This is a genomic window from Candidatus Methylobacter favarea (assembly GCF_902806695.1).
GTDB classification, from domain to species: Bacteria; Pseudomonadota; Gammaproteobacteria; order Methylococcales; family Methylomonadaceae; genus Methylobacter_B; species Methylobacter_B favarea.
Map to the genome: position 1 here is coordinate 23,980 of NZ_CADCXN010000054.1, position 23,441 is coordinate 47,420.

General features: G+C 47.6%; 22 protein-coding genes. 14 read left to right on the forward strand and 8 right to left on the reverse strand.

The features are described from left to right. Positions 1-80 precede the first annotated feature (80 nt). The 5 genes from HUX64_RS07255 to mnmM all read left to right on the forward strand — a co-directional run bounded on the left by HUX64_RS07255 (position 81) and on the right by mnmM (position 4,512). Complete coding sequence (locus HUX64_RS07255) at positions 81-1,007, forward strand: glycosyltransferase family 2 protein (protein ID WP_174625573.1); 927 nt, start codon at positions 81-83, stop codon at positions 1,005-1,007. A gap of 190 nt (positions 1,008-1,197) precedes the next feature. After that, entirely contained in the window at positions 1,198-1,473 is a 276-nt protein-coding gene (locus tag HUX64_RS07260) for a DUF4242 domain-containing protein (RefSeq protein ID WP_174625574.1), read from the forward strand. Between the two features lie 79 nt (positions 1,474-1,552). Beyond that, the gene (locus HUX64_RS07265; protein ID WP_174625575.1) at positions 1,553-2,710 is read left to right on the forward strand and encodes a YncE family protein; all 1,158 of its coding nucleotides are present in this window, start codon (positions 1,553-1,555) and stop codon (positions 2,708-2,710) included. 184 nt (positions 2,711-2,894) lie between these two features. Beyond that, entirely contained in the window at positions 2,895-3,959 is a 1,065-nt protein-coding gene (locus HUX64_RS07270; protein WP_174625576.1) for an NAD(P)/FAD-dependent oxidoreductase, read from the forward strand. Then, positions 3,937-4,512, forward strand: a complete 576-nt coding sequence (gene mnmM / locus HUX64_RS07275; RefSeq protein ID WP_174625577.1) for a tRNA 5-(aminomethyl)-2-thiouridylate-methyltransferase MnmM — start codon at positions 3,937-3,939, stop codon at positions 4,510-4,512. Before HUX64_RS07270 ends, mnmM begins: the two co-directional genes overlap by 23 nt. A gap of 59 nt (positions 4,513-4,571) precedes the next feature. On the opposite strand, the gene HUX64_RS07280 is transcribed toward mnmM, so the two are convergent. Continuing rightward, positions 4,572-5,504 (reverse strand): hypothetical protein, encoded by a 933-nt coding sequence (locus HUX64_RS07280; protein WP_174625578.1) that lies wholly within the window; start codon positions 5,502-5,504, stop codon positions 4,572-4,574. Between the two features lie 576 nt (positions 5,505-6,080). Between HUX64_RS07280 and HUX64_RS07285 the strand changes: the two genes are divergently transcribed. The 9 genes from HUX64_RS07285 to HUX64_RS07325 all read left to right on the forward strand — a co-directional run bounded on the left by HUX64_RS07285 (position 6,081) and on the right by HUX64_RS07325 (position 16,997). Then, positions 6,081-6,656 carry an ANTAR domain-containing response regulator gene (locus tag HUX64_RS07285; RefSeq protein WP_246246940.1) on the forward strand — a complete coding sequence of 192 codons (576 nt, stop codon included), beginning with the start codon at positions 6,081-6,083 and terminating at the stop codon, positions 6,654-6,656. Between the two features lie 31 nt (positions 6,657-6,687). Further along, positions 6,688-7,611 (forward strand): GAF domain-containing protein, encoded by a 924-nt coding sequence (locus HUX64_RS07290; protein WP_174625579.1) that lies wholly within the window; start codon positions 6,688-6,690, stop codon positions 7,609-7,611. A 488-nt stretch (positions 7,612-8,099) separates the two neighbouring features. Beyond that, positions 8,100-9,500 carry a CmpA/NrtA family ABC transporter substrate-binding protein gene (locus HUX64_RS07295; protein ID WP_174625580.1) on the forward strand — a complete coding sequence of 467 codons (1,401 nt, stop codon included), beginning with the start codon at positions 8,100-8,102 and terminating at the stop codon, positions 9,498-9,500. Positions 9,501-9,632: 132 nt separating this feature from the next. Next, on the forward strand, positions 9,633-10,649 hold the full coding sequence (locus HUX64_RS07300; protein ID WP_174625581.1) for an ABC transporter permease: 1,017 nt from the start codon (positions 9,633-9,635) through the stop codon (positions 10,647-10,649). Positions 10,650-10,662: 13 nt separating this feature from the next. Further along, the gene (locus HUX64_RS07305; protein ID WP_174625582.1) at positions 10,663-12,414 is read left to right on the forward strand and encodes an ABC transporter ATP-binding protein; all 1,752 of its coding nucleotides are present in this window, start codon (positions 10,663-10,665) and stop codon (positions 12,412-12,414) included. Positions 12,415-12,457: 43 nt separating this feature from the next. Continuing rightward, entirely contained in the window at positions 12,458-13,720 is a 1,263-nt protein-coding gene (locus tag HUX64_RS07310) for an alginate export family protein (protein WP_174625583.1), read from the forward strand. A gap of 90 nt (positions 13,721-13,810) precedes the next feature. Then, positions 13,811-14,638, forward strand: a complete 828-nt coding sequence (locus HUX64_RS07315) for a formate/nitrite transporter family protein (RefSeq protein WP_174625584.1) — start codon at positions 13,811-13,813, stop codon at positions 14,636-14,638. A gap of 146 nt (positions 14,639-14,784) precedes the next feature. Then, complete coding sequence (gene cynS / locus HUX64_RS07320) at positions 14,785-15,228, forward strand: cyanase (RefSeq protein ID WP_174625585.1); 444 nt, start codon at positions 14,785-14,787, stop codon at positions 15,226-15,228. 44 nt (positions 15,229-15,272) lie between these two features. Beyond that, entirely contained in the window at positions 15,273-16,997 is a 1,725-nt protein-coding gene (locus HUX64_RS07325; RefSeq protein WP_174625586.1) for a bifunctional protein-serine/threonine kinase/phosphatase, read from the forward strand. 116 nt (positions 16,998-17,113) lie between these two features. Here the strand turns inward: HUX64_RS07325 and HUX64_RS07330 are convergent, their stop codons facing one another. The 7 genes from HUX64_RS07330 to HUX64_RS07360 form a co-directional block, all read right to left on the reverse strand. Next, positions 17,114-17,569 (reverse strand): tellurite resistance TerB family protein, encoded by a 456-nt coding sequence (locus HUX64_RS07330; RefSeq protein WP_174625587.1) that lies wholly within the window; start codon positions 17,567-17,569, stop codon positions 17,114-17,116. A 221-nt stretch (positions 17,570-17,790) separates the two neighbouring features. Further along, complete coding sequence (locus HUX64_RS07335; protein WP_174625588.1) at positions 17,791-18,777, reverse strand: HpcH/HpaI aldolase/citrate lyase family protein; 987 nt, start codon at positions 18,775-18,777, stop codon at positions 17,791-17,793. Continuing rightward, positions 18,774-19,874: a cysteine protease StiP domain-containing protein gene (locus tag HUX64_RS07340; RefSeq protein ID WP_174625589.1), complete on the reverse strand. Its 1,101-nt coding sequence runs from the start codon at positions 19,872-19,874 to the stop codon at positions 18,774-18,776. The genes HUX64_RS07335 and HUX64_RS07340 overlap by 4 nt, the downstream gene beginning before the upstream one ends. Before the next feature lie 27 nt (positions 19,875-19,901). Further along, positions 19,902-20,660, reverse strand: a complete 759-nt coding sequence (locus HUX64_RS07345) for an HAD family hydrolase (RefSeq protein WP_174625590.1) — start codon at positions 20,658-20,660, stop codon at positions 19,902-19,904. Continuing rightward, positions 20,632-21,822 carry a phosphoribosyltransferase domain-containing protein gene (locus HUX64_RS07350; RefSeq protein ID WP_174625591.1) on the reverse strand — a complete coding sequence of 397 codons (1,191 nt, stop codon included), beginning with the start codon at positions 21,820-21,822 and terminating at the stop codon, positions 20,632-20,634. Before HUX64_RS07350 ends, HUX64_RS07345 begins: the two co-directional genes overlap by 29 nt. Continuing rightward, complete coding sequence (locus HUX64_RS07355; protein WP_246246941.1) at positions 21,822-22,775, reverse strand: ATP-grasp domain-containing protein; 954 nt, start codon at positions 22,773-22,775, stop codon at positions 21,822-21,824. The genes HUX64_RS07350 and HUX64_RS07355 overlap by 1 nt, the downstream gene beginning before the upstream one ends. Before the next feature lie 97 nt (positions 22,776-22,872). Continuing rightward, positions 22,873-23,439: a TerD family protein gene (locus tag HUX64_RS07360; RefSeq protein ID WP_174625593.1), complete on the reverse strand. Its 567-nt coding sequence runs from the start codon at positions 23,437-23,439 to the stop codon at positions 22,873-22,875. Positions 23,440-23,441: the final 2 nt, after the last annotated feature.

A 23,441-nucleotide genomic window follows, 5' to 3' on the forward strand; every position in this document is an offset into this window, starting at 1 on the left:
TACCTTAAACTTGCCTGATGTATAAAGATAAATTAAAAAACAGCAGCCTTAGAAGTTTGTCAGATCATTAACAACTGAACATGAAATTATCCATTATTATTCCCACCCTGAATCGGCCTTCAGACTTAAGGAATGCGCTCGATTCTATTAGCAAGCAGACCTTGCTGCCCAATGAAGTTATTGTGATTGATCAAAGTGATAATGACTTATCTAAAGAGGTTGTAGGTATATTTAATCAGCAGAGTAAAAATAAGGATTTAGTATATATTTGGCATCATAGGGCGGAGAAGAGTTCAGCTAAAGCCCGGAATGAGGGGTTTCGTTTATCTAGCGGCGACCTTGTTTTCTTTACCGATGATGATATTGTTTTTGATCCTGATTATATAAAGAATGTGGTTCGTTGTTTTAATACTAATCCTGATGTGGGATGTGTATCTGGAAGTGTGGTTATTAAATCTTCTCCTAAGGGCTTAAAGTGGAACATACGAAGTTTTCTTATGCGTACCTTTATGATTAGTTTTTTTAATGGCAAAATGACTCCTTCGGGTTTTGGTTTTCCCATTTTTTTACATGAAATTAAGAAGATAACCCAAGTCGAGCTGCTTGCCGGATACAGTATGAATTTTCGCCGCAAGCTTCTTGAAGATAATGCTTTCGATGAATGGTTTACCGGCTATAGCTTTAGGGAAGATGTAGAACTTTCATATAGAATGTCACGTATAACAAAGATTGTCATGATACCCGATGCCCGCTTTGAACATATTCATTCTCAGCTCAATCGGATGAATTCAAGCCATTTGAAGCGAATGGAATTTAAGAATTACCGTTACCTGTTTTTAAAGCATAAAAATAAACGCATTTTTTCTAAACTTCTTTTTTACTATTCTATTGCCGGCCTGATTTTCATCGATTTTCTTGAGTTTTTATTTAGTTTTAAGAAAGAGAAGTACCAGTCTTTCCAATCCTCCATCTTAAGTGTTTGGGAAATGGCATTAGGCCGACTATGAACAGCAAAATATTGCGCTTATTTGCTTGGTCTGGATTTGGAATTTATAGTTTAATAATTTAATGAAGTTGAATTCGAAGGGATTCAATTTCTGTTCTTGGGATCAATTATACATTGACTCAAAAGGCCTATGGATATAGGCCAAGCAAAATATCCATTCATAATATTACCCATTAACTAAGGAGTCAGCTATGCCAAAATATATTATCGAACGTGAAATTCCCGGTGCAGGTTCATTAACCGCCCAGGATCTGCAAGGCATTTCAGAAAAATCCTGCGGCGTGCTGCAGTCCATGGGGCCAAAGATCCAGTGGCTGGAAAGCTATGTGACCAATGATAAAGTCTACTGCGTCTATATCGCGCCGGATGAAGCAACGGTTAGAGAACATGCCGAACACGGCGGCTTTCCCGCCAATCGCGTTTCCGAAATTAAAACTATCATTGATCCAACCACTGCCGAAGCCTGATTTGAGAAATTAGCTGCATGGACCGGCTTTAGATTGTGTAAGCTGGTCCCTGCAGCGATACAACTTTCAAGGATACCTTATGAAAATAATAAAACGCCTGCTTGTTTTGGCTCTAGCCGTGCTGCTTCCGGCACTGGCGCATAGCGAAATACTGGCGATGGTTAATTACGAAAGCAAACCCAATCTAACGCCAAGACGTGAAGGCATCGCCATCATTGACGTAGATCCCAAATCACCCGGCTTTGCTAAAATTATAAACGATATTCCACTGCCCACTGACCGGGTCGCTCATCATATTTTTTACAACAAAGACTCAAGCAAGGCTTATATAACCGCGCTCGGTAATGGTCCCCTCCACACTATGGACATGAAACATATCCCTTATCAGCTGAAAAAAGTTGAAGTGCCGGAGTGCCAAGTGGGTGAAGATATGGTTTTTTCCAAAGATAACAAAACATGGTATTTAACCTGCATGGGCTCAAGCAACGTTATTAAAGGCGATGCTCAAAATGACCAGACAATAAAAGTGATTGCCGCGGATTCCAAAGATACATTTATTCGCTATCCGCATGGCATCGGCCTTAACGAAGACATTGACCGTCTTATAGTCACCAGCACCGTTCGCCCCTCTGATCTCGGCGATGCGGGCGAAACAGTCACTGTCATCGAAGCAACCACCGGCAAGGTGTTATCCACGCACAAACTCTCTGATAAACCTTCACCTTCCGGCGTATCGCCCGTTGAAGCGGTTTTTCTGCCGAATGCGAAACCTGCGCTTGCCTATATCAACACGATGTTTGGCAATGCCTTGTGGACGGGAACCTGGAATGATGAAAAGAAAGTTTTTGACTTCCGGCAAGTTTTTGACTTTAGCAGCATCAAGCAAGGCGTGCCGCTGGAGATTTATTTCAATGATCGTCATGACCGTTTGTACATCACAACCGCCAAGCCTGGCCATTTGAATATCTTCGACATCAGCGAGCCGGCTAAACCGAAGCTGCTAAAATCCATTGCAACGGCAGGCGGCGCTCACCATGTGGTACTTTCACCCGATGCCCGCTATGCTATCGTTCAAAACAGTTTTATAAATTTACCTGAAATGAGCGATGGTTCCATCAGTGTGATTGATTTGAAAAGCCAGGAAAAAATAGCCAGTATTGACGTGCTCAAAAATCAGGGACTTAATCCCAATTCCATCATCATGATGCCCAAATGGCATCATGATGATGCGCACTAAAAGACTAACAACGCCTTTTTATCACGCACGCTAAAACCCGCGCTTTATTAAATGGGACGTACTATTTTTCGGCTGCAAGGAAGAATAAGGGGCCTGCCGTAGTTGTATTGCTGAATACGCTTACGGTAATCTCCTTGTCTTTGAGCTTTAAATTCACCGGCTGCGGGCTTTACCAATCAGTTCAATGACTATCGACTTTTTAATCATAGGCCAGGGACTGGCCGGCAGCCTGCTTGCATGGGAACTTATGCAAAGAAATTGCCAAGTGATAGTTATTGATAGCGGCAAGGAAAATGCCTCGCAAATTGCCGCCGGATTGATTAATCCCATCACGGGCCTGCGCTTTGTAAAATCAGCCCATGTCGACAGCTTATTGCCCGCGGCAAAACGCTTTTATTCCAGGTTATCCGGCTATTTTCAGCAATCTTTTTACATTGAAAAACCGATGCTGCGCATTTTTTGCAGTGAAAAAGAAGTTAAAAATTGTATGGGGAGGTTTGATGATCCTGCGTATCGAAGCTATTTGGGTGATTTAATACCGCCGGAAAGACCCATTGCCAACCTGGTGACGCCGTTCGGTTTCCTGGAGCAAAAACAAACCGGCTATTTATTAACCAGGCCCTTATTACGCTGCTTAAAAGATTTTTTCATTTCTGCAAACAGCTACCGGCTGGCTGACTTAAATTACGGCGATATCCAGCTCAAGCCGTCTTTACGCTGGCAGGACATTTATGCCAGACAAATTATTTTCTGCGAAGGTTATCGCGCCATACAAAATCCCTGGTTTTCATGGCTGCCTTTTCAAGCGGTAAAAGGTGAAATTCTAACGCTGGAACACGAAGCCGGATTGCCCGATAAAATCCTTAATTACGGCAACTGGCTGCTTCCCTTAAACTCCCATCAAATCCGTACCGGCGCAACCTTCGACCGGGAGAATCTGGATACTGAGCCTACCGAGTCGGGCAAAGATCAATTATTAACCTCACTCGGGCAAATGTCAGCCGATTTAAGGCATGCCAAGCTGATAAACCATGAGGCCAACATCAGGCCCAGCACCCAGGACAGATACCCGTTTATCGGCACTCACCCGCAGCACAGGCAGGTCGCCATTTTTAACGGCTTTGGCGCCAAAGGCAGCGTGCAGATACCCTGGCACAGCCAGCGCTTGGCGGATGCGTTATTGCATGGCGCTCTCTTGCCTGATTCCTGTAATATCAACCGGCACTATGCCACGCATTTCCCTGGTTGATATAGCCCACGACCTCATCAGGGAAAATCTGCGCAGCGGCGATATTGCCATTGATGCGACGGCAGGCAACGGCCATGATACGCTGTTTCTTGCTGAACAAATAAGTCCTTCAGGGAAAGTTTACAGTTTTGATATACAACAGGCGGCCCTGGAGGCTACCCACGCAAGATTCCGGCAGACAAAATCTCACGAATGCCTGACCCTGATCCATGCAAGTCATGCGGAGATGAGTGAGAAGATTCCGGCGCGGCATCATGGCAGAATCAGGGCCTGCATGTTTAACCTGGGCTATCTGCCGGGCGGCGATAAAAGGCTTATCACGCGGACAGAATCGACATTGGCGGCATTGACTTCCGCCAGCCAGATATTATCAGGCCAAGGCATTATGACCGTTATTGCTTATCCCGGTCATGCCGGGGGCGATCAGGAGACAATCCAGGTTAAAAACTGGTGCGAACAACTGAGTCCCGAGCAGTTTAAAATCAGCATTATTTACGGCCACGAACCTAAGGATTCAGACCCCAGGCTTTTTTTGATTCGCAAACTGAGCTAAGGCAAAAAAGCTCGCCGCTTTATTTTAATGCCTGCCCAGTTTCAGCGCCTGTTCATGATTTATCTGCTTTCAGGCCGGTTATTTATTATATTTCTGACAATCGGCCAACCGTGGCTTAGCCATTTTTCCTTACCATAAGCCAGGGCGGGCTTAATCCGGCTCACGATGCGCTTCATAAAAGCCATAAATTTATTGAAACGGATTTTATTCTGTTCCGACGTCAATGTATCTTTCCATTGCAGGTAGTGCACACCGGGGCCATCAATAAACACCGGTTTAAAAAGCCACATTTCCAGAATGGAAATCACCCACATAAAAATAAATGAAACACCCATGCCCATACCGGCCAATATAACCAGCCAGGCAAACATCGGATGAATTTTGGTTAGCCACCAGGACAGGATATCGGCGATTAGGAAGACATAGGGCATACCAATGGCAATGCATTTGTACTTGGTCGACGTAGTCTCTGAAAAGCTGAAAATAAGCCCTACAAACATAAAAATAAAACTGATGCCGAACAAATGAATATGTGAAACACGGGTTAATGAGGCAAAGGTAGCGCCTTCATCGCCGGCCGTTAACGCTTTTAATTGTTCAAACCGGGTAAAATCGGGCAGGCCTGCTGCGTCTTTGTTATGGCACATGACGCAGCGCGTTTCAATGATTTTGTCGACGCCTGAATCCTTATAATCCTCAAGCTTGGCGCCGTCCCGGACCCATTGCATGATCATAAAACGCTCCTGCTCAGGCGCCTTGTCTTTCATGGATCCGTTCAGCTTGTTTTCCAGAACCGTTCCTGACCGGTTGCCGTAATAACTGTAGACAATATCATCGATAGACAAGCCCAATTTACCGTCAGCCATGCCATGCGTAAACAATATCTGTACCAGGGCAAAAAAATAGCCTATGCCTACTGTGCATAAGTAGCCGGTAAACAATACCTTGATAGGCGTGTCGTGGTCTTTTAAGGGGGTATATTTCTGTATCATATTATCTGCTTTGAATTAAAGGGCTTATTTCGGCGACATCCATTACGGTAGTAATTAAAATAACTCACAGCAGATTCCATGCCGATGAGTATCAAAAGTATAGATTAATTTTTTAACTTGCAGCAAGCGTTGCCTCGGCAAAGCGTTCATTCGTCAGGAAATGGCTTGAGGCCCCGCCAAACAATGAGAGTTATTATTTTGGAAGGTCATGAATAGGTGAAATAATTCAGGTTTCAACCTGATGAAGTGCAATAAAAGCAATTATTAGAAAATCCAGGTTGGTGCAACTTAATACACACTTGCGCAAAATAATAGCTTATTTGATATCCTTAAGCTATTTATTCACAGTATTTTTCAGGGCTTGACTGAAAAAATGCCTATCCAGGCGGCAGTTTTGAATATATCAGACAGTGAGCCGGAACCAAGCAAAACTGTATTTACTATGCAGCTCCTGAAAGAGCCATACTAGCGCCTGGCGAATCGGCAAGGTTTCACGAGATTTTATTCTGATATCGATGCTCAACGGCAGATAGCTAATAATGAACCCCAATCTATTACATTGACCGGCACAAATACATGAACATGATGAATGTATTATTAATTGAAGACAATCCTGATAATGCATTGCTGGAAAACAATCTTAAAAAGCGGGGTTTCAAAGTGTTAAAAACCCGACACAATGCTATGTTTTTAACGCTAATCAAGGAAATCAAACCCGATGTTGTCATTTTTAATCTGGAAACGCCCTCTGAAAAAATATTAACCGACCTGCATAGCCTCAATCATCAATGGGCGCTACCGGTAATCATGTTTGCCAGAGACGATAATATTGACACGATCAATCAGGCCATAAAAGCCGAAGTCAGCGCCTTTATAGTTGAAGGTGACGAAAATAACCGCATTAACAGCATTATCAAGGTGGCCAGCGCCAGCTTCCGGCACCAGCAATTACTTAAAAATGAGCTCGAGGAAGTCCGGGCAAAACTTGAAAACAGAAAGCAGGTAGACCAGGCCAAAGCCATTTTAATCAAGACCCAGAATTTTACTGAAGACCAAGCTTATCACAAGCTCAGGAAATTGGCAATGGATCGTAATATCACGCTGAGCGAAATGGCCAAAAATGTTATCGCCATGGCGGAACTGCTTAAATAAAAAACTCTTACTCTTCAAAATTGCTCTTAATATGAAAACCTTTATTAAAGTCACTGAAATATGGATACCCAATAAGGATCGCATCAGGCTTGAATTCGGTTCCGGGGTCTATGGCGAACTGACCGATTTTAAAGCGGCTAGCGAACAACATCAATTTGCCTATAATGAAGGCTTGCCGGGTAGAGCCTGGGCGGCAGGCCATCCGATTGTTCTTACCCAATTTGATCATTCTTATTTTAAACGAACCGCCGCCGCAAAAAAAGCAGGTCTGACCTGCGGCATTGCCATACCCGTTTTTTCCGGCGATTTCCTAATGGCGGTTGTGGTATTTTTATGCGGCGGCGATGCCGAACATGCCGGCGCCATTGAAGTATGGCGCAATAACTGCGCAGCCCAAAACACACTCAGCGTTATGGAGGGTTATTACGGCAGCAGGCACTCTTTTGAAACTGTTTCCAGACAGATCAATATACCGAAAGGCCACGGGCTGCCCGGACTGGTATGGGCAACCGGCATGCCGATCCTTATGGAGGATATGGGCAAAACGGATGACATTATCAGAGCCTCTGATGCGCAGCAAGCCGGCATAACCACAGGGCTTGGCATTCCCGTTTCCGACCATAGCCGGCAAACCTTTATCATGACTTTTCTTTCAGCCAAAGCCGCGCCCATCGCCAAACGTATCCAGATATGGACGCTGAATACGGAAGGCAATCAGCTCATTTGCCATCAGGGCTTTAGCAAAACCAGCAATGATCTGGCCGAGATATTTGAAACCATTCCGGTTAACAAGGGTGAAGGAGCGCTAGGCCGGGTCTGGTTAACCGGGATGCCGGTAATCAGCGGCAACCATGAATCCGCCTACAATCCTGAATTGGATAATCTAAGCAGTATGCTGGCAATACCGGTCATAGAACATGGCAGGTTAAAAGCCATTGTTACTTTTTTATTTTAAATTCAATTACTTAAATTTCAGAGAAATCAGCAATCTTTGCTGACGACATGAAAATGCATATGTCCTCCATCGCAGGCAGACAAATCAGCTCGCTCCCTAGTCCGTTAATTCAATCTGGACAGCTATTGCTTTAAGTGAGCGTTTTATAAAGACCTTTTTTGGTGCACGAAGACCTGATAGTGCACATTAGTAAGGCATGGCATTAAACTCCAAAGTCCCGATCTACCTTATTAACGCATCTTCTTTCCTTCCCCAAAAATTTATAATATTTTGAATTAATTGATATAAAAGCTGAGACGAGCAAGTTATTCAGCCATTGGCATAAGTTATGCTTTAACCTGATTGCAACGGCTCTAACGGTGGAGCCTAAAAAATCCAGCTCATCTTGAGCCCAAGACAAAGGCGTCGACAAAAGCGAATGCACTTCCATTGCGTTCGGTTTGAAGACGTTTTTTTTTGCCCGTAATTTTTGTACAGGAACCCTCATCATGAAACAAACCAGGATAGCCACTCTTAAGAAGCTGGCGACGGCGATAATTGCCATAGCCAGTTTAACGACGCTAACCTTTGCCGCCAATGTCCATGCAGCTGAAGATCCGGAAAAGGACAGCCTGAAGCTTGGCTTTATTAAATTGACCGATATGGCTCCGTTGGCGGTTGCTTATGAAAAAGGTTATTTCGATGATGAAGGCCTTTCAGTTCAGCTAGAAGCCCAGGCCAACTGGAAGGTGCTGCTGGACCGGGTCATCAACGGTGAATTGGACGGAGCGCATATGCTGGCGGGTCAGCCACTGGGGGCAACCATTGGATTCGGCACCAAGGCTGAAGTTATTACGGCATTCAGCATGGACTTAAACGGCAATGCCATTACCGTATCGAATGAGATTTGGAAGCAAATGAAAAAGGGTGTGCCCATGACAGGAGGCAAACCTGTCCACCCGATTAAAGCAGACTCATTAAAACCGGTCGTGGAGAAATTCAAAAGCGAAGGCAAACCGTTCAGTATGGCGATGGTTTTCCCGGTATCCACCCATAACTATGAATTGCGCTACTGGCTGGCAGCCGGCGGCATCAAGCCCGGCTTTTATTCCCCGCCCCAAGATACGTCGGGACAGGTTGATGCCGACGCCTTGCTGTCCGTAACGCCGCCGCCGCAAATGCCGGCCACCCTGGATGCCGGTACGATTGTCGGTTACTGTGTCGGTGAACCCTGGAATCAGCAAGCGGTAATTAAAGGCATCGGCGTTCCGGTTATCAGCGATTATGAAATCTGGAAAAATAATCCCGAAAAAGTATTTGGCGTTAGCAAGGCATGGGCGGACAAATATCCAAAAACTCATCTGGCGGTAGTCAAGGCATTGATTCGTGCGGCCATGTGGCTGGATGCCGACAACAATAAAAACCGTCCTGAAGCCGTAGAAATGTTATCGCAAAAACAGTATGTCGGCGCTGACTACGAAGTCATCGCCAACAGCATGACCGGCACTTTTGAATATGAAAAAGGCGATAAACGGCCGTTACCCGATTTCAATGTCTTTTTTCGCTATAACGCAACCTATCCCTATTACAGCGACGCCATCTGGTATCTAACCCAAATGCGCCGCTGGGGCCAGATCAACGAAGAGAAACCGGATGCCTGGTTTATGGAAACGGCCAAAAAAGTCTATCGGCCTGATATCTACATGGCTGCAGCCAAGGCCCTGATTGCCGAGGGTAAAGCCAAAGCCTCCGATTTTCCCGGCGCAAAGGAAACCGGTTTTAAACCGCCTCAGGCTGATTTTATTGACAATATCATTTATGACGGCTCGAAACCCAATGAGTATCTGACTAAGTTCACCATTGGCCTTAAAGGCAAGCAAAAAATATCCGGTGGAAAAATCGTTGAGTAAGGGCCGGCATTGTGCCCGCCCATGGCTACTACACGGCGATGGCCACTACAAAGGGTTGCGTCGCTAAACAGTGGATGTGTGTGAGTGCAAGGACGCGTATTTTTTATCTCCCACCTGTTTAAAGGTACCAAAATGAACAACAAGCTAATCAAATTTCTTAACTTAAGCGGCCTAACCTGGTTTGTTCCTTTTGTAAAAATAGCCGCCGGGGAAAATCCTGTACAACAACTGCGCCAACTATGGCTGATCATGGGCATTCCTGTTATCGCCTTTATATTATTTCTGGGCCTCTGGGGCTTTTCGGCATCCAGAATCAACACCAGTCTGGGAGCTATTCCCGGCCCGGTTGCAGTCTGGCATGAGGCAGGGGGATTGTTGGCTGAACATTACGCAGAAAAACACAAAGAGCTTGAATATTATCAACGCCAGCAAGCACGCAATGAAAAAAAACTGGCGGAAAATCCGGATTCTGAAATAAAAAGCCGTCCCTATAACGGCCAGGCGACCTATCTGGATAAGATTTTAACCAGTCTCTACACGGTTTTTGCCGGTTTTGTGATCGCCACCTTAATCGCCATACCGCTGGGTCTTTTTTGCGGCATGAGCCCGGTTTTCAATACCGCCATCAATCCGCTGATCCAGATATTTAAACCGGTATCGCCGCTGGCGTGGCTGCCTATCATCACCCTGGTTGTCAGCGCCATGTATGTAAGCACTGATGACTCCTGGTTTGAAAAATCATTCCTGACCTCGGCCATTACCGTCACGCTGTGCTCGCTTTGGCCTACCCTGATTAATACCGCCGTGGGCGTCTCGTCCATTGACAAAGATCTGGTGAATGTCGGCAAAGTCCTGCGGCTTAACTGGCTTACCCAAATCAGAAAAATCATTATTCCGTCCTCCCTGCCTTATATTTTCACCGGCATGCGCTTGTCGCTGGGCGTAGGCTGGATGGTGTTGATTGCCGCCGAAATGCTGGCACAAAACCCGGGACTGGGAAAATTTGTCTGGGATGAGTTCCAGAACGGCAGTTCCAATTCATTAGGCAGGATCATGGTAGCGGTATTCACCATCGGCATTATCGGCTTTATCCTGGATCGCATCATGCAGTCATTTCAAAAAGTATTCTCTTTCGGTAGAGAACTTTAACCCGGAGACAATCATGACCGCCGTAAAACTCAAGCTTGTCGATATTAATACTACAGCCAAACAGAACTCTCCTTCCAATGACGCCTATCTGCCGTTAGTCGAATTAAAGAATGTCTGTAAGTCTTATGGCGAAGGAAAAAATAAAACTTCGATTCTCAAAGACATTAACCTGAACATCAGGGAAGGTGAATTTATCGCCATAGTCGGCTTTTCCGGCAGCGGCAAAACGACCCTGATCTCAACCATTGCAGGCTTGATTCACGCCGATAGCGGCGAGGTCTTGAAACAGGGCAAAGCTATTACGGCGCCCGGACCTGACCGTGGCGTCGTGTTCCAAAACTACTCACTAATGCCTTGGCTGACCGTTTTTGAAAACGTGGCCTTGGCTGTTGATGAGATTTTTAAGGATTGGCCTGCCGATAACCGCAAGGCGCATACTGAAAAATACGTCCGCATGGTTAATCTGGGCGCCGCCATGGATAAAAAACCTGCCGAATTATCCGGCGGCATGCGGCAACGGGTCAATGTCGCCAGAGCCCTGGCTGCAAATCCTGACATTTTACTGCTCGATGAGCCATTGAGTGCGCTGGATGCGTTAACGCGGGGCAATCTGCAGGACGAAATTCTGCAAATCTGGGCGCAGGAAAAGAAAACCGTCATCCTGATTACCAATGATGTGGATGAAGCGATTTATATGGCTGACCGCGTAATCGCGCTTAACCCAGGCCCTGATGCGACTTTTGGACCGCATTTTCAGATAAATATCGAGCGGCCGCGAGATAGAACGGCGTTAAACCATAATGAAGAGTTCAAAAAATGCCGCGCTGAAATTACCCAATACTTAATGAGTATCGGCATGGAAAAAGCCCAGGACCTGGGCCAGGATAAAATAGTTCTGCCCAATGTCAGGCCCAATACCAGCAATGACTGGAATCTTGACATCTCGGCATTAAAACCCGGACAGGATGATTTGGGAAGACCCCGTTATCTCGAGTTCTCGCAACTGTCAAAAATTTATCCTACGCCCGACGGCAACAGCACGGTCAAGGTCGTTGACGGCTTCGACATGAAAATGAAAAAAGGCGAGTTCATCTCCATCATCGGCCACTCAGGCTGCGGTAAATCCACCGTGTTATCGATGACTGCCGGATTAAACAGCATTTCCGAAGGCGTTATTATTCTGGACAACAAGGAAATTGCCAATGCCGGCCCCGACCGCGGCGTGGTGTTCCAGGCGCCCAGCCTGTTTCCGTGGCTCACCGCCTTTGAAAACGTCATGTTAGGCGTCGATAAAGTCTATCCCCATGCCAGCAAATCAGAGCGCGATGACATTGTCGAATACTATCTGACCCGTGTCGGTTTGGGTCATTCGCTGCATAAAAAAGCCGGCGACTTATCCAATGGCATGCGCCAGCGCGTCGGCATTGCCCGCGCCTTTGCCTTGTCGCCTAAACTGCTGCTGCTGGATGAACCGTTCGGCATGCTCGATTCCCTAACCCGCTGGGAATTGCAGGAAGTTTTAATGGAAGTCTGGGAGAGAACCCATGTTACCGCCATCATTGTCACGCATGATGTCGATGAAGCCATTCTGCTAGCAGACCGTGTGGTGATGATGACTAACGGGCCGCATGCAAAAATCGGCAAAATCGAAGCCATTGATTTACCCCGGCCGCGCACCCGAAAAGCCCTGCTGGCCCATCCGGATTATTACAAATACAGGGAAAGTCTGCTTGGTTTTCTTAGTGAATGTGATCGGGCGCATTAACCATCGCCTGATTGTTTATTTCTAGCCGATAACAGAGAATTTTATGTTACAGCATCACAGAAAAATATCCGTCATGGCCGCCATCTTGTCCATGACTACCGTAAGCCCCGCAGCCTTGGCAGATATTACCCGGGCTATTGAAGATGCCCTTAATTTCTATCATTACGGCCATTATGGCGCAATAAAGGCGGATTTGAATTATCGTTATGAAAATGTCGATCAGGACAAGGGCGGCACTCCTAATCCACATACCGCCAACGCCAATACCGCGCGCTTGCGGATAGGCTTTCTTTCTCCCGTATTTCACGGCTTGCAGGGCTATGCCGAATATGAAGGCAATCTTGCCATGCAGGAAGATTACAACAGCTTGCGTAACGGCAAGACCGGTTTCTCAACAGTCGCCGATCCTGAAAAAAGCGAGCTTAACCAGCTGTGGATCAGTTATGCAGGCATACCCGATACTGTCATAAAAGGCGGCCGGCAACGTATCAAGCTGGATGACGACCGCTTTATCGGCAATGTCGGCTGGCGGCAGATGGAACAAACCTATGATTCTGTGCTGATTACCCATAACAACCAGCAGCTGTTCGGTCTGACTATTAATGCCGGCTTTATCGGTAATGTGCAAACGTTTACCTCCACGACAGAAAATATTGATGCGCCGCTACTTAATATTAATTATAAGGTCGGTGATTACGGCAATCTGGTCGGGTATGGCTACTGGCTGGATTATACCGAGACAGAAAATTATGAAAAATCAAGCCAGACCTATGGCGTGCGCTTCAATGGCTCTACGCCAAAAATTTATAAAAACTATAACCTGCATTACACCGCTGAATGGGGGCTTCAACAGGATTACGGACACGGTAAAACCAACTATGAAGCCGATCGCATCAATGTGATGGGCGGCTTTACGGCTTATAACTTCACTTTTCAAGGGGCTGTGGAGCAGCTTAGCGGTCAGGGAGTAAACAAGACTTTCGATACGCCGCTGGGTACGAACCACGCCTTCCAGGGTTGGGCTGACCTGTTTCTGGTTACCCCGGCCAATGGCATTCGAGACGTGTTCGGCACAGTCATTGGCGCCTTTGATAAAGGCAACCTCATAGTAACCGGCGTCTATCATGACTTTTCCGACGACACCGGCAGCATTCACTACGGCAGGGAATGGGATGTCATGGCGGTCAAGAAATTCGGCAAACATTATTCATTGCTGGCTAAATACGCTTACTACGACGATCTGGGTAAGCTGGCTACTACCACAGATACCCAGAAAATCTGGTTCCAGGCCAGTGTCACTTTTTAATGCCGCTCTGATAGGGAAATCTTTACCCGCCTTCATAAATGGGTTCTTAATTGAACTACACCTGTTAATTTTAGATTTGGAGAAAAAATTATGTCTTATTTAGTCCCGTCAGAATTTGTCACAAAGATGGTCGATGCCGGTGAATCAAAAATATTTATGTCAACCCGAGATACCTTGATCAGAGCTTATATGGCCGGTGCAATCCTGGCGCTGGCTGCCGTATTTGCGGTCGCTATCGCTGTGCAGACAAATTCTCCAATTTTTGGCGCAATTTTATTTCCCGTTGGTTTTTGCATGCTGTATTTACTGGGTTTCGATCTTCTGACCGGCGTATTTGTTTTGACGCCGCTGGCATGGCTTGATAAACGTCCGGGCGTGACCATTGACGGTATTTTCAGGAACTGGGGCTTGGTCTTCTCAGGCAATTTTCTAGGCGCCTTAACTGTGGCGGTTATGATGTCGATTGTCTTTACCTATGGTTTCTCCGTTGAGCCCGATGCAGTCGGTAAAAAGCTTGCGGGCATCGGTGAAGCGCGAACACTGGGCTATTCAAAATATGGCGCGGCCGGCTGGTTAACGATCTTTATCAGAGGCATGCTGTGTAACTGGATGGTATCAACTGGCGTGGTTGGAGCGATGATTTCCACTTCCGTCAGCGGCAAGGTGATCGCCATGTGGATGCCGATCATGCTGTTCTTCGGCATGACCTTTGAGCACTCGGTGGTTAACATGTTTCTGTTTCCGGCCGGTTTGATCATGGGAGGAAAGTTCTCGATCATGGATTACTTTATCTGGAACGAGATTCCGACTGTTTTGGGTAATCTGATTGGCGGGCTGGCGTTTACCGGGCTGACGTTATATTCCACGCATATAAAAACCGCCCCGAAACGCTCTTTCGTTGCGAGGAAGGAAGCTTAATAGCCCTCAAAAGCGATAGGCCTGGGCATTTTCCCGAAGCGTTTGGTGCATAGCTTTCCGCCAAAGTAATATCCCTAGTTAAAGCCTCCGCCCAATAAATGCCGGGGCTTTAGACAATTACTGTTTAATCCGTCAAGGAATTCACCATGACACGCAACGAAGTCACCGAATTGATTATCGCGCAAAAACTGCGCAAGCAATTGACATGGCCGCAACTGGCCGATGCCATCGGCCGGAGCAAGGAATGGACAACCGCGGCCCTGCTCGGACAGATGACGCTCAACGCCGAACAGGCGGCCAGGATCGGCGCAATGCTGGAGTTGCCCGCCGAGGCCATCGAACAATTGCAAGTGGTTCCCTACAAGGGCTCCCTGCCCACCACCGTGCCGGCCGACCCGCTGATTTACCGTTTCCACGAACTGGTCAATGTCTATGGCACTACCTTTAAGGCCTTGATTCACGAAGAATTCGGGGACGGCATTATGAGTGCGATCGATTTCAGCCTGGATCTTCAACGCGAGCCCGATCCCAAGGGGGACCGCGTCAGGATCGTGATGAGCGGCAAGTTTCTTCCTTACAAGAGCTACTGAGGCTTGCAGCCTGTGCGCGGCCGACACTCTGCCGGAACGTGACAATGCCTGGTCGGTTGCAAATCTCTATAGGCCAATGCTCCGATAAAGGCCGTAAAGAAACCAATCAGGATTTTCACGGCGTTTATATTCCGAAAGAACCTCAGTTGAGTTCAAAAGGCATTGCCATTGCCTTGGCGGACGGGATCAGCAGCAGCGATGTCAGCCATATTGCCAGCCAGGCTGCTGTGGCAGGCTTTTTGGAGGATTATTTTTGTACATCGGAAGCCTGGTCGGTAAAAAAGTCGGTACAACGGGTTTTAATGGCAAGCAACTCATGGTTGCATGCGCAAACGCGGCAAAACCGGTATTGCTACGATAAGGACAGAGGCTATGTCTGTACCTTAAGCGCGATGGTGATCAAATCCACCACTGCGCATATTTTTCATATTGGCGATGCCCGGATCTACCGATTACGCGGCAATGATCTGGAACAGCTCACCGATGATCATCGGCTTTGGGTGTCGCAGGATAAAAGCTACCTTAGCCGCGCCTTAGGGATCGACTCCCATGTTGAAATTGATTATCAAGCCCTGGCCGTGGCAAAAGGCGATATTTTCCTGTTTGCGACTGATGGCGTTTATGAACATGTCACGCTGCCTTTTATCATCCATGCCATCAACAAATCCGGGAATGATCTCGACACCGCGGCAAAAACGATCGTCGATGAAGCTTACCGGCAAGGCAGTACGGATAACCTGACGATACAAATCGTCAGAGTCGAAAACCTGCCCAGACAGGATGCCAAAGAGCTTTACCGGTCGCTAACCGAACTGCCGTTCCCGCCTATACTGGAAGCACGGGCGCTGTTTGACGGCTACACCATTGTCAGAGAGTTGCATGCCAGCAGCCGCAGCCATATATATCTTGCGGTAGATAATGATACCCACTTGCAGGTTGTTATAAAAACCCCCTCCATTGATCTTCGGGGCGATGCGGCTTACCTGGAACGCTTTCTGATGGAAGACTGGATCGCCAGGCGCATCAATAATGCGCATGTGCTCAAACCTTGCGCACAGACGCGGAAACGCAACTTCCTGTATGTTGCCACGGAATTCATTGACGGCCAGACCTTGACTCAATGGATGATCGATAACCCGAAGGCGGATATAGAAACCGTGCGCCGGATCATTGAACAAATTGCCAAAGGATTACGCGCTTTTCATCGTCTGGAAATGCTGCATCAGGATCTGAGACCCGACAATATCATGATCGATAGCACCGGCACGGTGAAGATCATCGATTTTGGTTCGACGGAAGTTGCCGGCATTATGGAAATTGCCACCCCGCTCAAGCGAAACAGTTTATTAGGTACTGCCCAATATACCGCACCGGAATATTTTCTGGGAGAAAGCGGAACGACACGGTCGGATATGTTTTCTTTAGGGGTCATCACTTATCAAATGCTGACCGGCAAGCTGCCTTATGGAACGCAAGTAGCTAAATCCAGAACCAGCGCAGCGCAAAACAGCTTAGCCTATAATTCTATAGTCGATGATGAGTGTAAAATTCCGCTCTGGATAGATGATGCCATCAGAAAAATGGTAGATCCGAACCCAAGCCAGCGTTACGAAGAATTATCCGAGTACACCTATGATCTGCGTCATCCGAACAAAGCGTTTCTGAATAAAACCCGGCCACCACTGATAGAGCGTAAGCCGGTGATTTTCTGGAAAAGCGTTTCATTCATTCTGACAACTATCATTGCCCTATTATTGATCAAGTGCTGAAGCGAGCATTGCTGGATTGTCCCGGATTGTTTCTAACAGATAATTAGCCAGCGCCTTATTATCTTGATAGATATGGCCTGGGGTTGCCTTGAGTAACCCCAGGCCTTGGAAAACAGTTATTCCAGTTCAAATTCCGATGGATTAATCGCTAACTCCTTGGCTATTTTAATGGCCACCTTTTTTTCAGCCGCATCAAAATTGCCGTCAGCGGAGGCAATTGCAATAATCATACGAATTAACAGGCGCGAAGCCTCGGCATTTGACTTCATCTTGCCCAATGCTTGATAGGCCTTGGCTTCGCCTATGTCTTTATCGAATTCAATCTGCCCGACAAAATCCTGGAAAGCCTTGATGACGTCACTGGTGGTAAAAATCGACAGCGCATCATGGCTTTCGATGAATTTAATCATTTTTTGTTTTTCATCCGAAGTAATAGTGCCGTCAGCCATAGCCACCAAGGCTGAACCCGCCATGGCGGCATTCAGGAAATCCTTGTTCTTGTATTTCAAGGCTTCTGTTTTTAACTCAGTAGCTTTTGTTTTTAATTGATTAAGAAAACTATCGAAACTCATTATTGATCTCCCGGTTAAGTATGTCGTTATGATTAAAGGTATATCTTACTTATTATTGGCTTCCCGCCCTACTATTTAATCCCTGCTCCTATGCGCGTTACACGTAATAACGCCTGATCGTTAATATTTTTCAGCAGGGCGACAGCAATGTGAGCCGCTGATTTCGGCGACTGTCAATATGAAGCTCGATAGTGGGCTGATTGCCTTGACTAATAATTCGATTACTCACTGGTTCTCCTTTGGTGTTTTTTTACTTTTTGAACACATATCTTCGAGTACTCGGGAAACGTCAGCGATTCCCTATTGCCGTAGCAAAGCTGCCTGTCGATAATGCTTTCCGCCCAGCGCTTATGGGTTGCTACTTCACACATCGCATTATGCATTCGGAAAACTGCCGGCGCCGAGTTCTCGCTTAAGGTGATTGCCATTTCATAGTCTTCCGTATCGACGGTATAAGCCGATTCAATCGCCGCTACCTGGGACGGATGGATAGCGGTTTTGCCAATCAATCCATGCGCCAGATCGAGCCGGATTTCTTTTTGCAGGGTGACAGTATCATCCAGGTATTCAAACACCGGCGCGGACAATGAGAAGTCGTAAGGTTTAAACACCGTAACCAGTTGCGAAATGGCACTGCCGAGCGGGGTTTCATAGAGCGTCAGATTCCTCGGCCGGCGGATGCCTAAAATATTCATCAGATCATTGCCGCCAATCCGCAGCATTAATATCTTCTGGTAAATGCCGTCTTGCAGCAAAGCCTGCCGTAAAGCGCACATGGCATTGAGATCAAATGCCTCTTTTGTCTCCAGCGTTGGCATGACCTTGAAAGAGGTATCTTTCAACTGATCAAAATAGGCGCAAAAATTGAGCTCTGTAAATTTCGGCAAAACAAAACCGTCCACCTTTTCAATATGTGAAATATCAAGTAAACGCCTCAGTATTTCAGGACTTCGGGCGCGGATAAAGCGAAAACGCTGTGGAGAATGTTTGAAGGCTTGCAGGCATAAACCGAGATGGCGAAGGCTGCTTTCCACATCAGAGCGGGACAAGGCGTCCTCGGTGCAAAAAATCATCGAACGCAGCACGGGGAGTTTTTCGCCGTTGGCGATTTCAATGATATCGCGCCTGTTGGCCGGCATATAAAGCGGAGCGCCTAAAAACCACGGTGAGAAAGCGCCGGGCAATTGTGGCAGCGGCTGCGTTTTCATGACGTTTTGACCTCTCTGATTAAGGCCGCGGCCCTATAGGGAATATCCGCAAAAATTTCTACCGGAATATGCCGGGATTTTGCCAGCCACTGCAAGTGCCGGGTTGCCTCTGATTCCGTTTCCTTCAGCAGCAAAAGCTGGGCCTGGCGGCGCAGTAATACGCGCGTGGCCTCGCCTATGCCGGGCTTGATATGATTGTGATTTGTAATCCCGTAGCGGCTGGCAATCCATTGTAAAAAATGTTTGGAAACGGATTGTAGGTGCTGACGATTCAGCTCGACAACTTTTGAGTTTCGAGCACGCTTTTTCCATCTGCTATCCGTTCTGGCCAGAATCGCATCAATAAAATATTTCGACAAATCCTGCGGCGCAAACCAGTCATAATACAAACAGCCATGAAAATCGTCAGCGCTCAATTGATTTTTATCGTAGACAGATCGGCTGGTTAAGCCCGATACCGTGGCGTTCAGGATACTCGACGGAATCAGATAGTCTTCCGACGATGCCGCGACGGCAGCGAAACCCGACAGATCAGTCAGCACATAAAGCTCGGCAGGAATTTTAATGCCGTCGCCGGCAGCAAAATCATCCAGACTGCGTTGCAATTGCCGGGCAATAACGCCTTTGCCGGTCCAGCCATCGACAAACACTAAAGATTCCGATGAGTGATGGCGCAAAATAAAGCGCAGCGCGTTTTGGTCTATGCCGATGTCCCTGATAATGGAAATTGAATAATGCGCGGCTTCCCTGTTTAAATAACGCTTCAGCACGTGCTTTAACAGCACGCCGATCGGCGTGCCCGCCCGCGCCAGTGAAACCAGGGTTATTCCGTGCGGGCGCGTGGCCAGGATGCGTTCAGCCAGCACCAGAAGATGATTCGCCATGCGGTCCTGGTTCAATGCCATGGCCTTGTAAAAAAGCCCCAAATAGTCATCGGAGGGCAAAGACTCATGCGTCAGCATTTCTGAATAATGTTTCCGGCCTGACTGAATCAAGGATTCCTTGACCTCGACAGGCGTATCAGGAACCGTAATAGGTTTTAGCAAGAACTGCACGTCGTCTAACGCATAGCTGCCGGTAAACGGTGCCCTAGTCATAACTGTGATAGTGAATTTCTGCGTTGCTTAATATGCGTTAGCCATTAGTCGGGATAACTGCGTATTTTTTGGAATCAATGCATAGTCGCACAAGGACATGAAGGGCGCATCCGTCCGGCTGTCGCCGGCGCCAAATGTCAGCAGGTCCCCGTAGCGCTGCCGGTAAGACTTGATCAGATAACTGACCGCGCTTTCCTTGTTGACAGTTTTCGGCAATATGGCCAGGTTGTTGCCGTTAAAATGCCAATACAGGCTGCCATCGTTTAGGGATGGATGGGGTTTAATGACAATCTCCAGCAATGTCTTCAACACTAGCTCAGTGCCGTCGGCATGCTTGATAACGCCATACCATAAAGTGTTGAAGTCGCTGATTAGCCGAGGATTCAACCCGGCATAGTTTTTTGCATAAGCCTCAATGTCGTTCCAGAGATCCAGCAGCTTGTCCTGATACTCAGGCAGTGATTCAAGCAGGGTGTTCATCCAGACTTTATCGGGATTCCGGTTTTTATCCAGAATAATTGCCCCGTGATCCAGGATAACTTCTTCCCCGAACGGAAGCTCCACGCGATTAAAAGCATTGTAATTACGGGCCGTGACGGGCACGACCCTGAAGCCTTGGGATAGCCATTGCCACAACCATTGCTGCTTGGGCGTGGCATAGGAAATGGGCGAGCCGTCCCTGAGATAGGCCAGCGCTTTTAAATCCGGATCATTGCCGTTAACCACGCATTTTTTTATCGACTGAAACAGCGTGTCATCAAGGTCTAAAAAAATGTAGCTTTGCATACGAAGAGTGAGAATTCAGTTCAAATCGGGCGCTGATTGCCTGCCAATCGGCCAGCCGCCCGAGAAGCGGAGCGCAGACAGGCGTTTCGTGGCACAAAATGATTTCGCGGTAATCATCAGGATTCATGTTGTAAATATAATTAGGGATATTATCCTGGTAGTTGTCTTCAAATTCGCAAATCCGGCGGATATCATTGCCTGGGTGGATAGGCGAGCGCGTTGTGCTTTGCACCATGACCTTAAAACCTTGGCGTTCCAGTTCCCGTCCAAGCAGATAAGCCGGCGCATTGCATTCGCCCGTACCCAACACCAGAACCGGCCGCGGATCATCGGCTGTTCTGAAATGCGCAGCCAGGGTTTCAACCGTATTCGACTCCAGCCTAATCGCGGCATCCATACCCAGCCTTCCGGGCCAGGCCAGCAGATCTTTTTTACAGTTTCCGTTGCCCGAAACATTTACACGGATATTATCGATGTCAGGATTCAAGCTGTCTTCAAATCGCAAACGCCCCTGCCTGAAACAAACCCATTCGACCGGTATGGCTGCTTCAGCTTCCAGAAATTCACGGTCATCAGGGTGGGCAAATACGCACAGACTTACGATAAAAATCTTGTCCAGATGAGGGTTAACAGCTTGATAAGCCTTGATCAGGCGCAAGAAGGTTTTTCCCGTACTGATCTCGTCATCTATTAAGATCAGCGTTTTTGCATTAAGAAATCTGTCACGCCGGGAGGGATCAGTGGGATAGTAGAGGAAAAAGTCTGCCGCATGGCTGTGCGCCTCTTCAAATTCAAGACGCTCGATACCTTCCAGATGATAGCGCGTGGTCTGCATGAACAAGCCGTTCTTTACTCCCGCATGACCGGCCGCTTCAAATACGCCGTAACCTAAGCCGGTTGCAGTTTCAGCCATGCCGATCCAGAGCGACTTATCGCCTGGCCCGATTTTTATAACGCGTTTTGCCAGCGCCTGATACGACCAGCTCATACTTTGCGGCGCAACAGGGTAATGCTTGCCCAGCAGCTTGCTAACCAGTAAAAATTTTCGCTTGCTGCTCACCCGTGCCGCAAAACCCAGCAATCGATTGAGAGGAATGCGACCGGGTTCTATCTCCAGATGCAGGGTGCCGGTATCCAGCCTGACGGAAAATGTTTTTTGCATTATAGGGGGCAAAGCGCTGCAGCTTCTGTCAATACCACCGGCGTATTGATTTCGCTAACCCGGCGCCCATAATGGATGACCGGCGATTTAAGCAGAGCTTCGCCGGTAATGCTTTGCAAGGCAATCTGCGCCAGATTCACACCGGCCAGACAGGCCATGCCGAACCCGCCCGAAGGCCGCGGATTTATTTCCAGCAGGCGCACGCCGTTTGCGCCTTCCTTGAACTGGATATTGAATAAGCCATTAAGTTTGTAGCGCTCGGTAAGCCTTGCAACCATGCCGGTAATTTCGTCGTTATTGTCGATAATTTGCCCGCGGCCTGCCAGCAGCGGTTTTTTCCTTTGCACCGAGCACAGCAATTCCCCGTACCGCCCTGCACAGTCGACGCTCCATTCCTGTCCATCCAGATGTTCCATGACCAGCAGCGTATCGAACTGCGGGGTGTCAGTCATGCCCTGCCACAGCTCGTTAAGAGGTATCTGGTATTCAACGCCGTTTAATAAATGCGTAATGCTGTTGCGCCGCGCATCCAGAATACGAAAGCCCAAGCCGAATATCGAAACTGCCGGTTTAATGCAGAGCCTTTCATGTTTTGCCGATAATTCCACAACAGCCCTGTCGAATGCATCCCGGTCATTAACCGCGATAAAGTCCATGACCTTAGCCACATCGGCATTCAGGGATGTGTAAAAAAGCGCCTTGTTATGCAGCAATGAGAGTGTTTCATGGTCGGCAACCGACAGCACATGCACGCCTCTGGCCTGAAACAGGTCGCGGCGTTTGCTGATGAGAACGGCTTCTTTGCCCGGCCAAAACAAGTCAATCGCGTGGCTATGGCAAAAATCAACGCACCACTCGACATACTCCTGACCGGTCAGTTCCTCAGGTTCGAGACAGGCTTCATCGGACGCCAGGAATGCCGCGGCTGTCCAGTGCGTGTGACTGCAAACCAAAGTATGTTGGCCGGATGGAACCGAGTGGCGAAGATTTCCAAGAACTGCATGTATTGAAGAAAAAGTTTTGTTAAACCAGATTCTCATCGGCAAGCGGTTACAAGTGATTGATAATCTGCGGCAACAGTCCATCAATGGTCCGGCTGTTTCCGGTTTCGCCAATCGCATGCATTTTCCATTCGCCGTTGTGCAGGTAAACCTTGGCCATAATCTGGGCGGTATGGGGACCTTGGGAGGTCAAGGTATAGCGGGCGATTTCCTTGTTATTGCTGCTGTCAACCATGCGGCAGTAGGCATTTTCAATGGCGTCGAAGGTTTGATTCGTGAAAGAGTTGACGGTAAATACCAGGGCTTTAACATTGGCCGGAATTTTATCCAGATTAACGATGATCTGCTCATCATCGCCTTCTCCTTCACCGGTACGATTATCGCCCGTATGCACAATGCTGCCGTCACGGCTTTTCAATTGCCTGAACCAGACGGTATCGACGACTTTCTTATTCTCATCGAATAACACGCAGGAGGCATCCAGATCAATGGCGCCGCTGCTTCCTCCGCCAAACACGCCTTTCAAGAGCCCGCCGCCGCCTCCTTTTTTCGCATCCCAGCCCAAGCCCATGACGACTTTACTCAAAGCTCCGCCGGACTCTTTGGACAACGACATTT

Coding starts and splice junctions, on each gene's coding strand:
- HUX64_RS07255 (WP_174625573.1), top strand. CDS start 81: ATGAAATTATCCATTATTATTCCCACCCTGAATCGGCCTTCAGACTTA.
- HUX64_RS07260 (WP_174625574.1), top strand. CDS start 1,198: ATGCCAAAATATATTATCGAACGTGAAATTCCCGGTGCAGGTTCATTA.
- HUX64_RS07265 (WP_174625575.1), top strand. CDS start 1,553: ATGAAAATAATAAAACGCCTGCTTGTTTTGGCTCTAGCCGTGCTGCTT.
- HUX64_RS07270 (WP_174625576.1), top strand. CDS start 2,895: ATGACTATCGACTTTTTAATCATAGGCCAGGGACTGGCCGGCAGCCTG.
- mnmM (WP_174625577.1), top strand. CDS start 3,937: ATGCCACGCATTTCCCTGGTTGATATAGCCCACGACCTCATCAGGGAA.
- HUX64_RS07280 (WP_174625578.1), bottom strand. CDS start 5,504: ATGATACAGAAATATACCCCCTTAAAAGACCACGACACGCCTATCAAG.
- HUX64_RS07285 (WP_246246940.1), top strand. CDS start 6,081: ATGAACATGATGAATGTATTATTAATTGAAGACAATCCTGATAATGCA.
- HUX64_RS07290 (WP_174625579.1), top strand. CDS start 6,688: ATGAAAACCTTTATTAAAGTCACTGAAATATGGATACCCAATAAGGAT.
- HUX64_RS07295 (WP_174625580.1), top strand. CDS start 8,100: ATGAAACAAACCAGGATAGCCACTCTTAAGAAGCTGGCGACGGCGATA.
- HUX64_RS07300 (WP_174625581.1), top strand. CDS start 9,633: ATGAACAACAAGCTAATCAAATTTCTTAACTTAAGCGGCCTAACCTGG.
- HUX64_RS07305 (WP_174625582.1), top strand. CDS start 10,663: ATGACCGCCGTAAAACTCAAGCTTGTCGATATTAATACTACAGCCAAA.
- HUX64_RS07310 (WP_174625583.1), top strand. CDS start 12,458: ATGTTACAGCATCACAGAAAAATATCCGTCATGGCCGCCATCTTGTCC.
- HUX64_RS07315 (WP_174625584.1), top strand. CDS start 13,811: ATGTCTTATTTAGTCCCGTCAGAATTTGTCACAAAGATGGTCGATGCC.
- cynS (WP_174625585.1), top strand. CDS start 14,785: ATGACACGCAACGAAGTCACCGAATTGATTATCGCGCAAAAACTGCGC.
- HUX64_RS07325 (WP_174625586.1), top strand. CDS start 15,273: ATGCCTGGTCGGTTGCAAATCTCTATAGGCCAATGCTCCGATAAAGGC.
- HUX64_RS07330 (WP_174625587.1), bottom strand. CDS start 17,569: ATGAGTTTCGATAGTTTTCTTAATCAATTAAAAACAAAAGCTACTGAG.
- HUX64_RS07335 (WP_174625588.1), bottom strand. CDS start 18,777: ATGAAAACGCAGCCGCTGCCACAATTGCCCGGCGCTTTCTCACCGTGG.
- HUX64_RS07340 (WP_174625589.1), bottom strand. CDS start 19,874: ATGACTAGGGCACCGTTTACCGGCAGCTATGCGTTAGACGACGTGCAG.
- HUX64_RS07345 (WP_174625590.1), bottom strand. CDS start 20,660: ATGCAAAGCTACATTTTTTTAGACCTTGATGACACGCTGTTTCAGTCG.
- HUX64_RS07350 (WP_174625591.1), bottom strand. CDS start 21,822: ATGCAAAAAACATTTTCCGTCAGGCTGGATACCGGCACCCTGCATCTG.
- HUX64_RS07360 (WP_174625593.1), bottom strand. CDS start 23,439: ATGTCGTTGTCCAAAGAGTCCGGCGGAGCTTTGAGTAAAGTCGTCATG.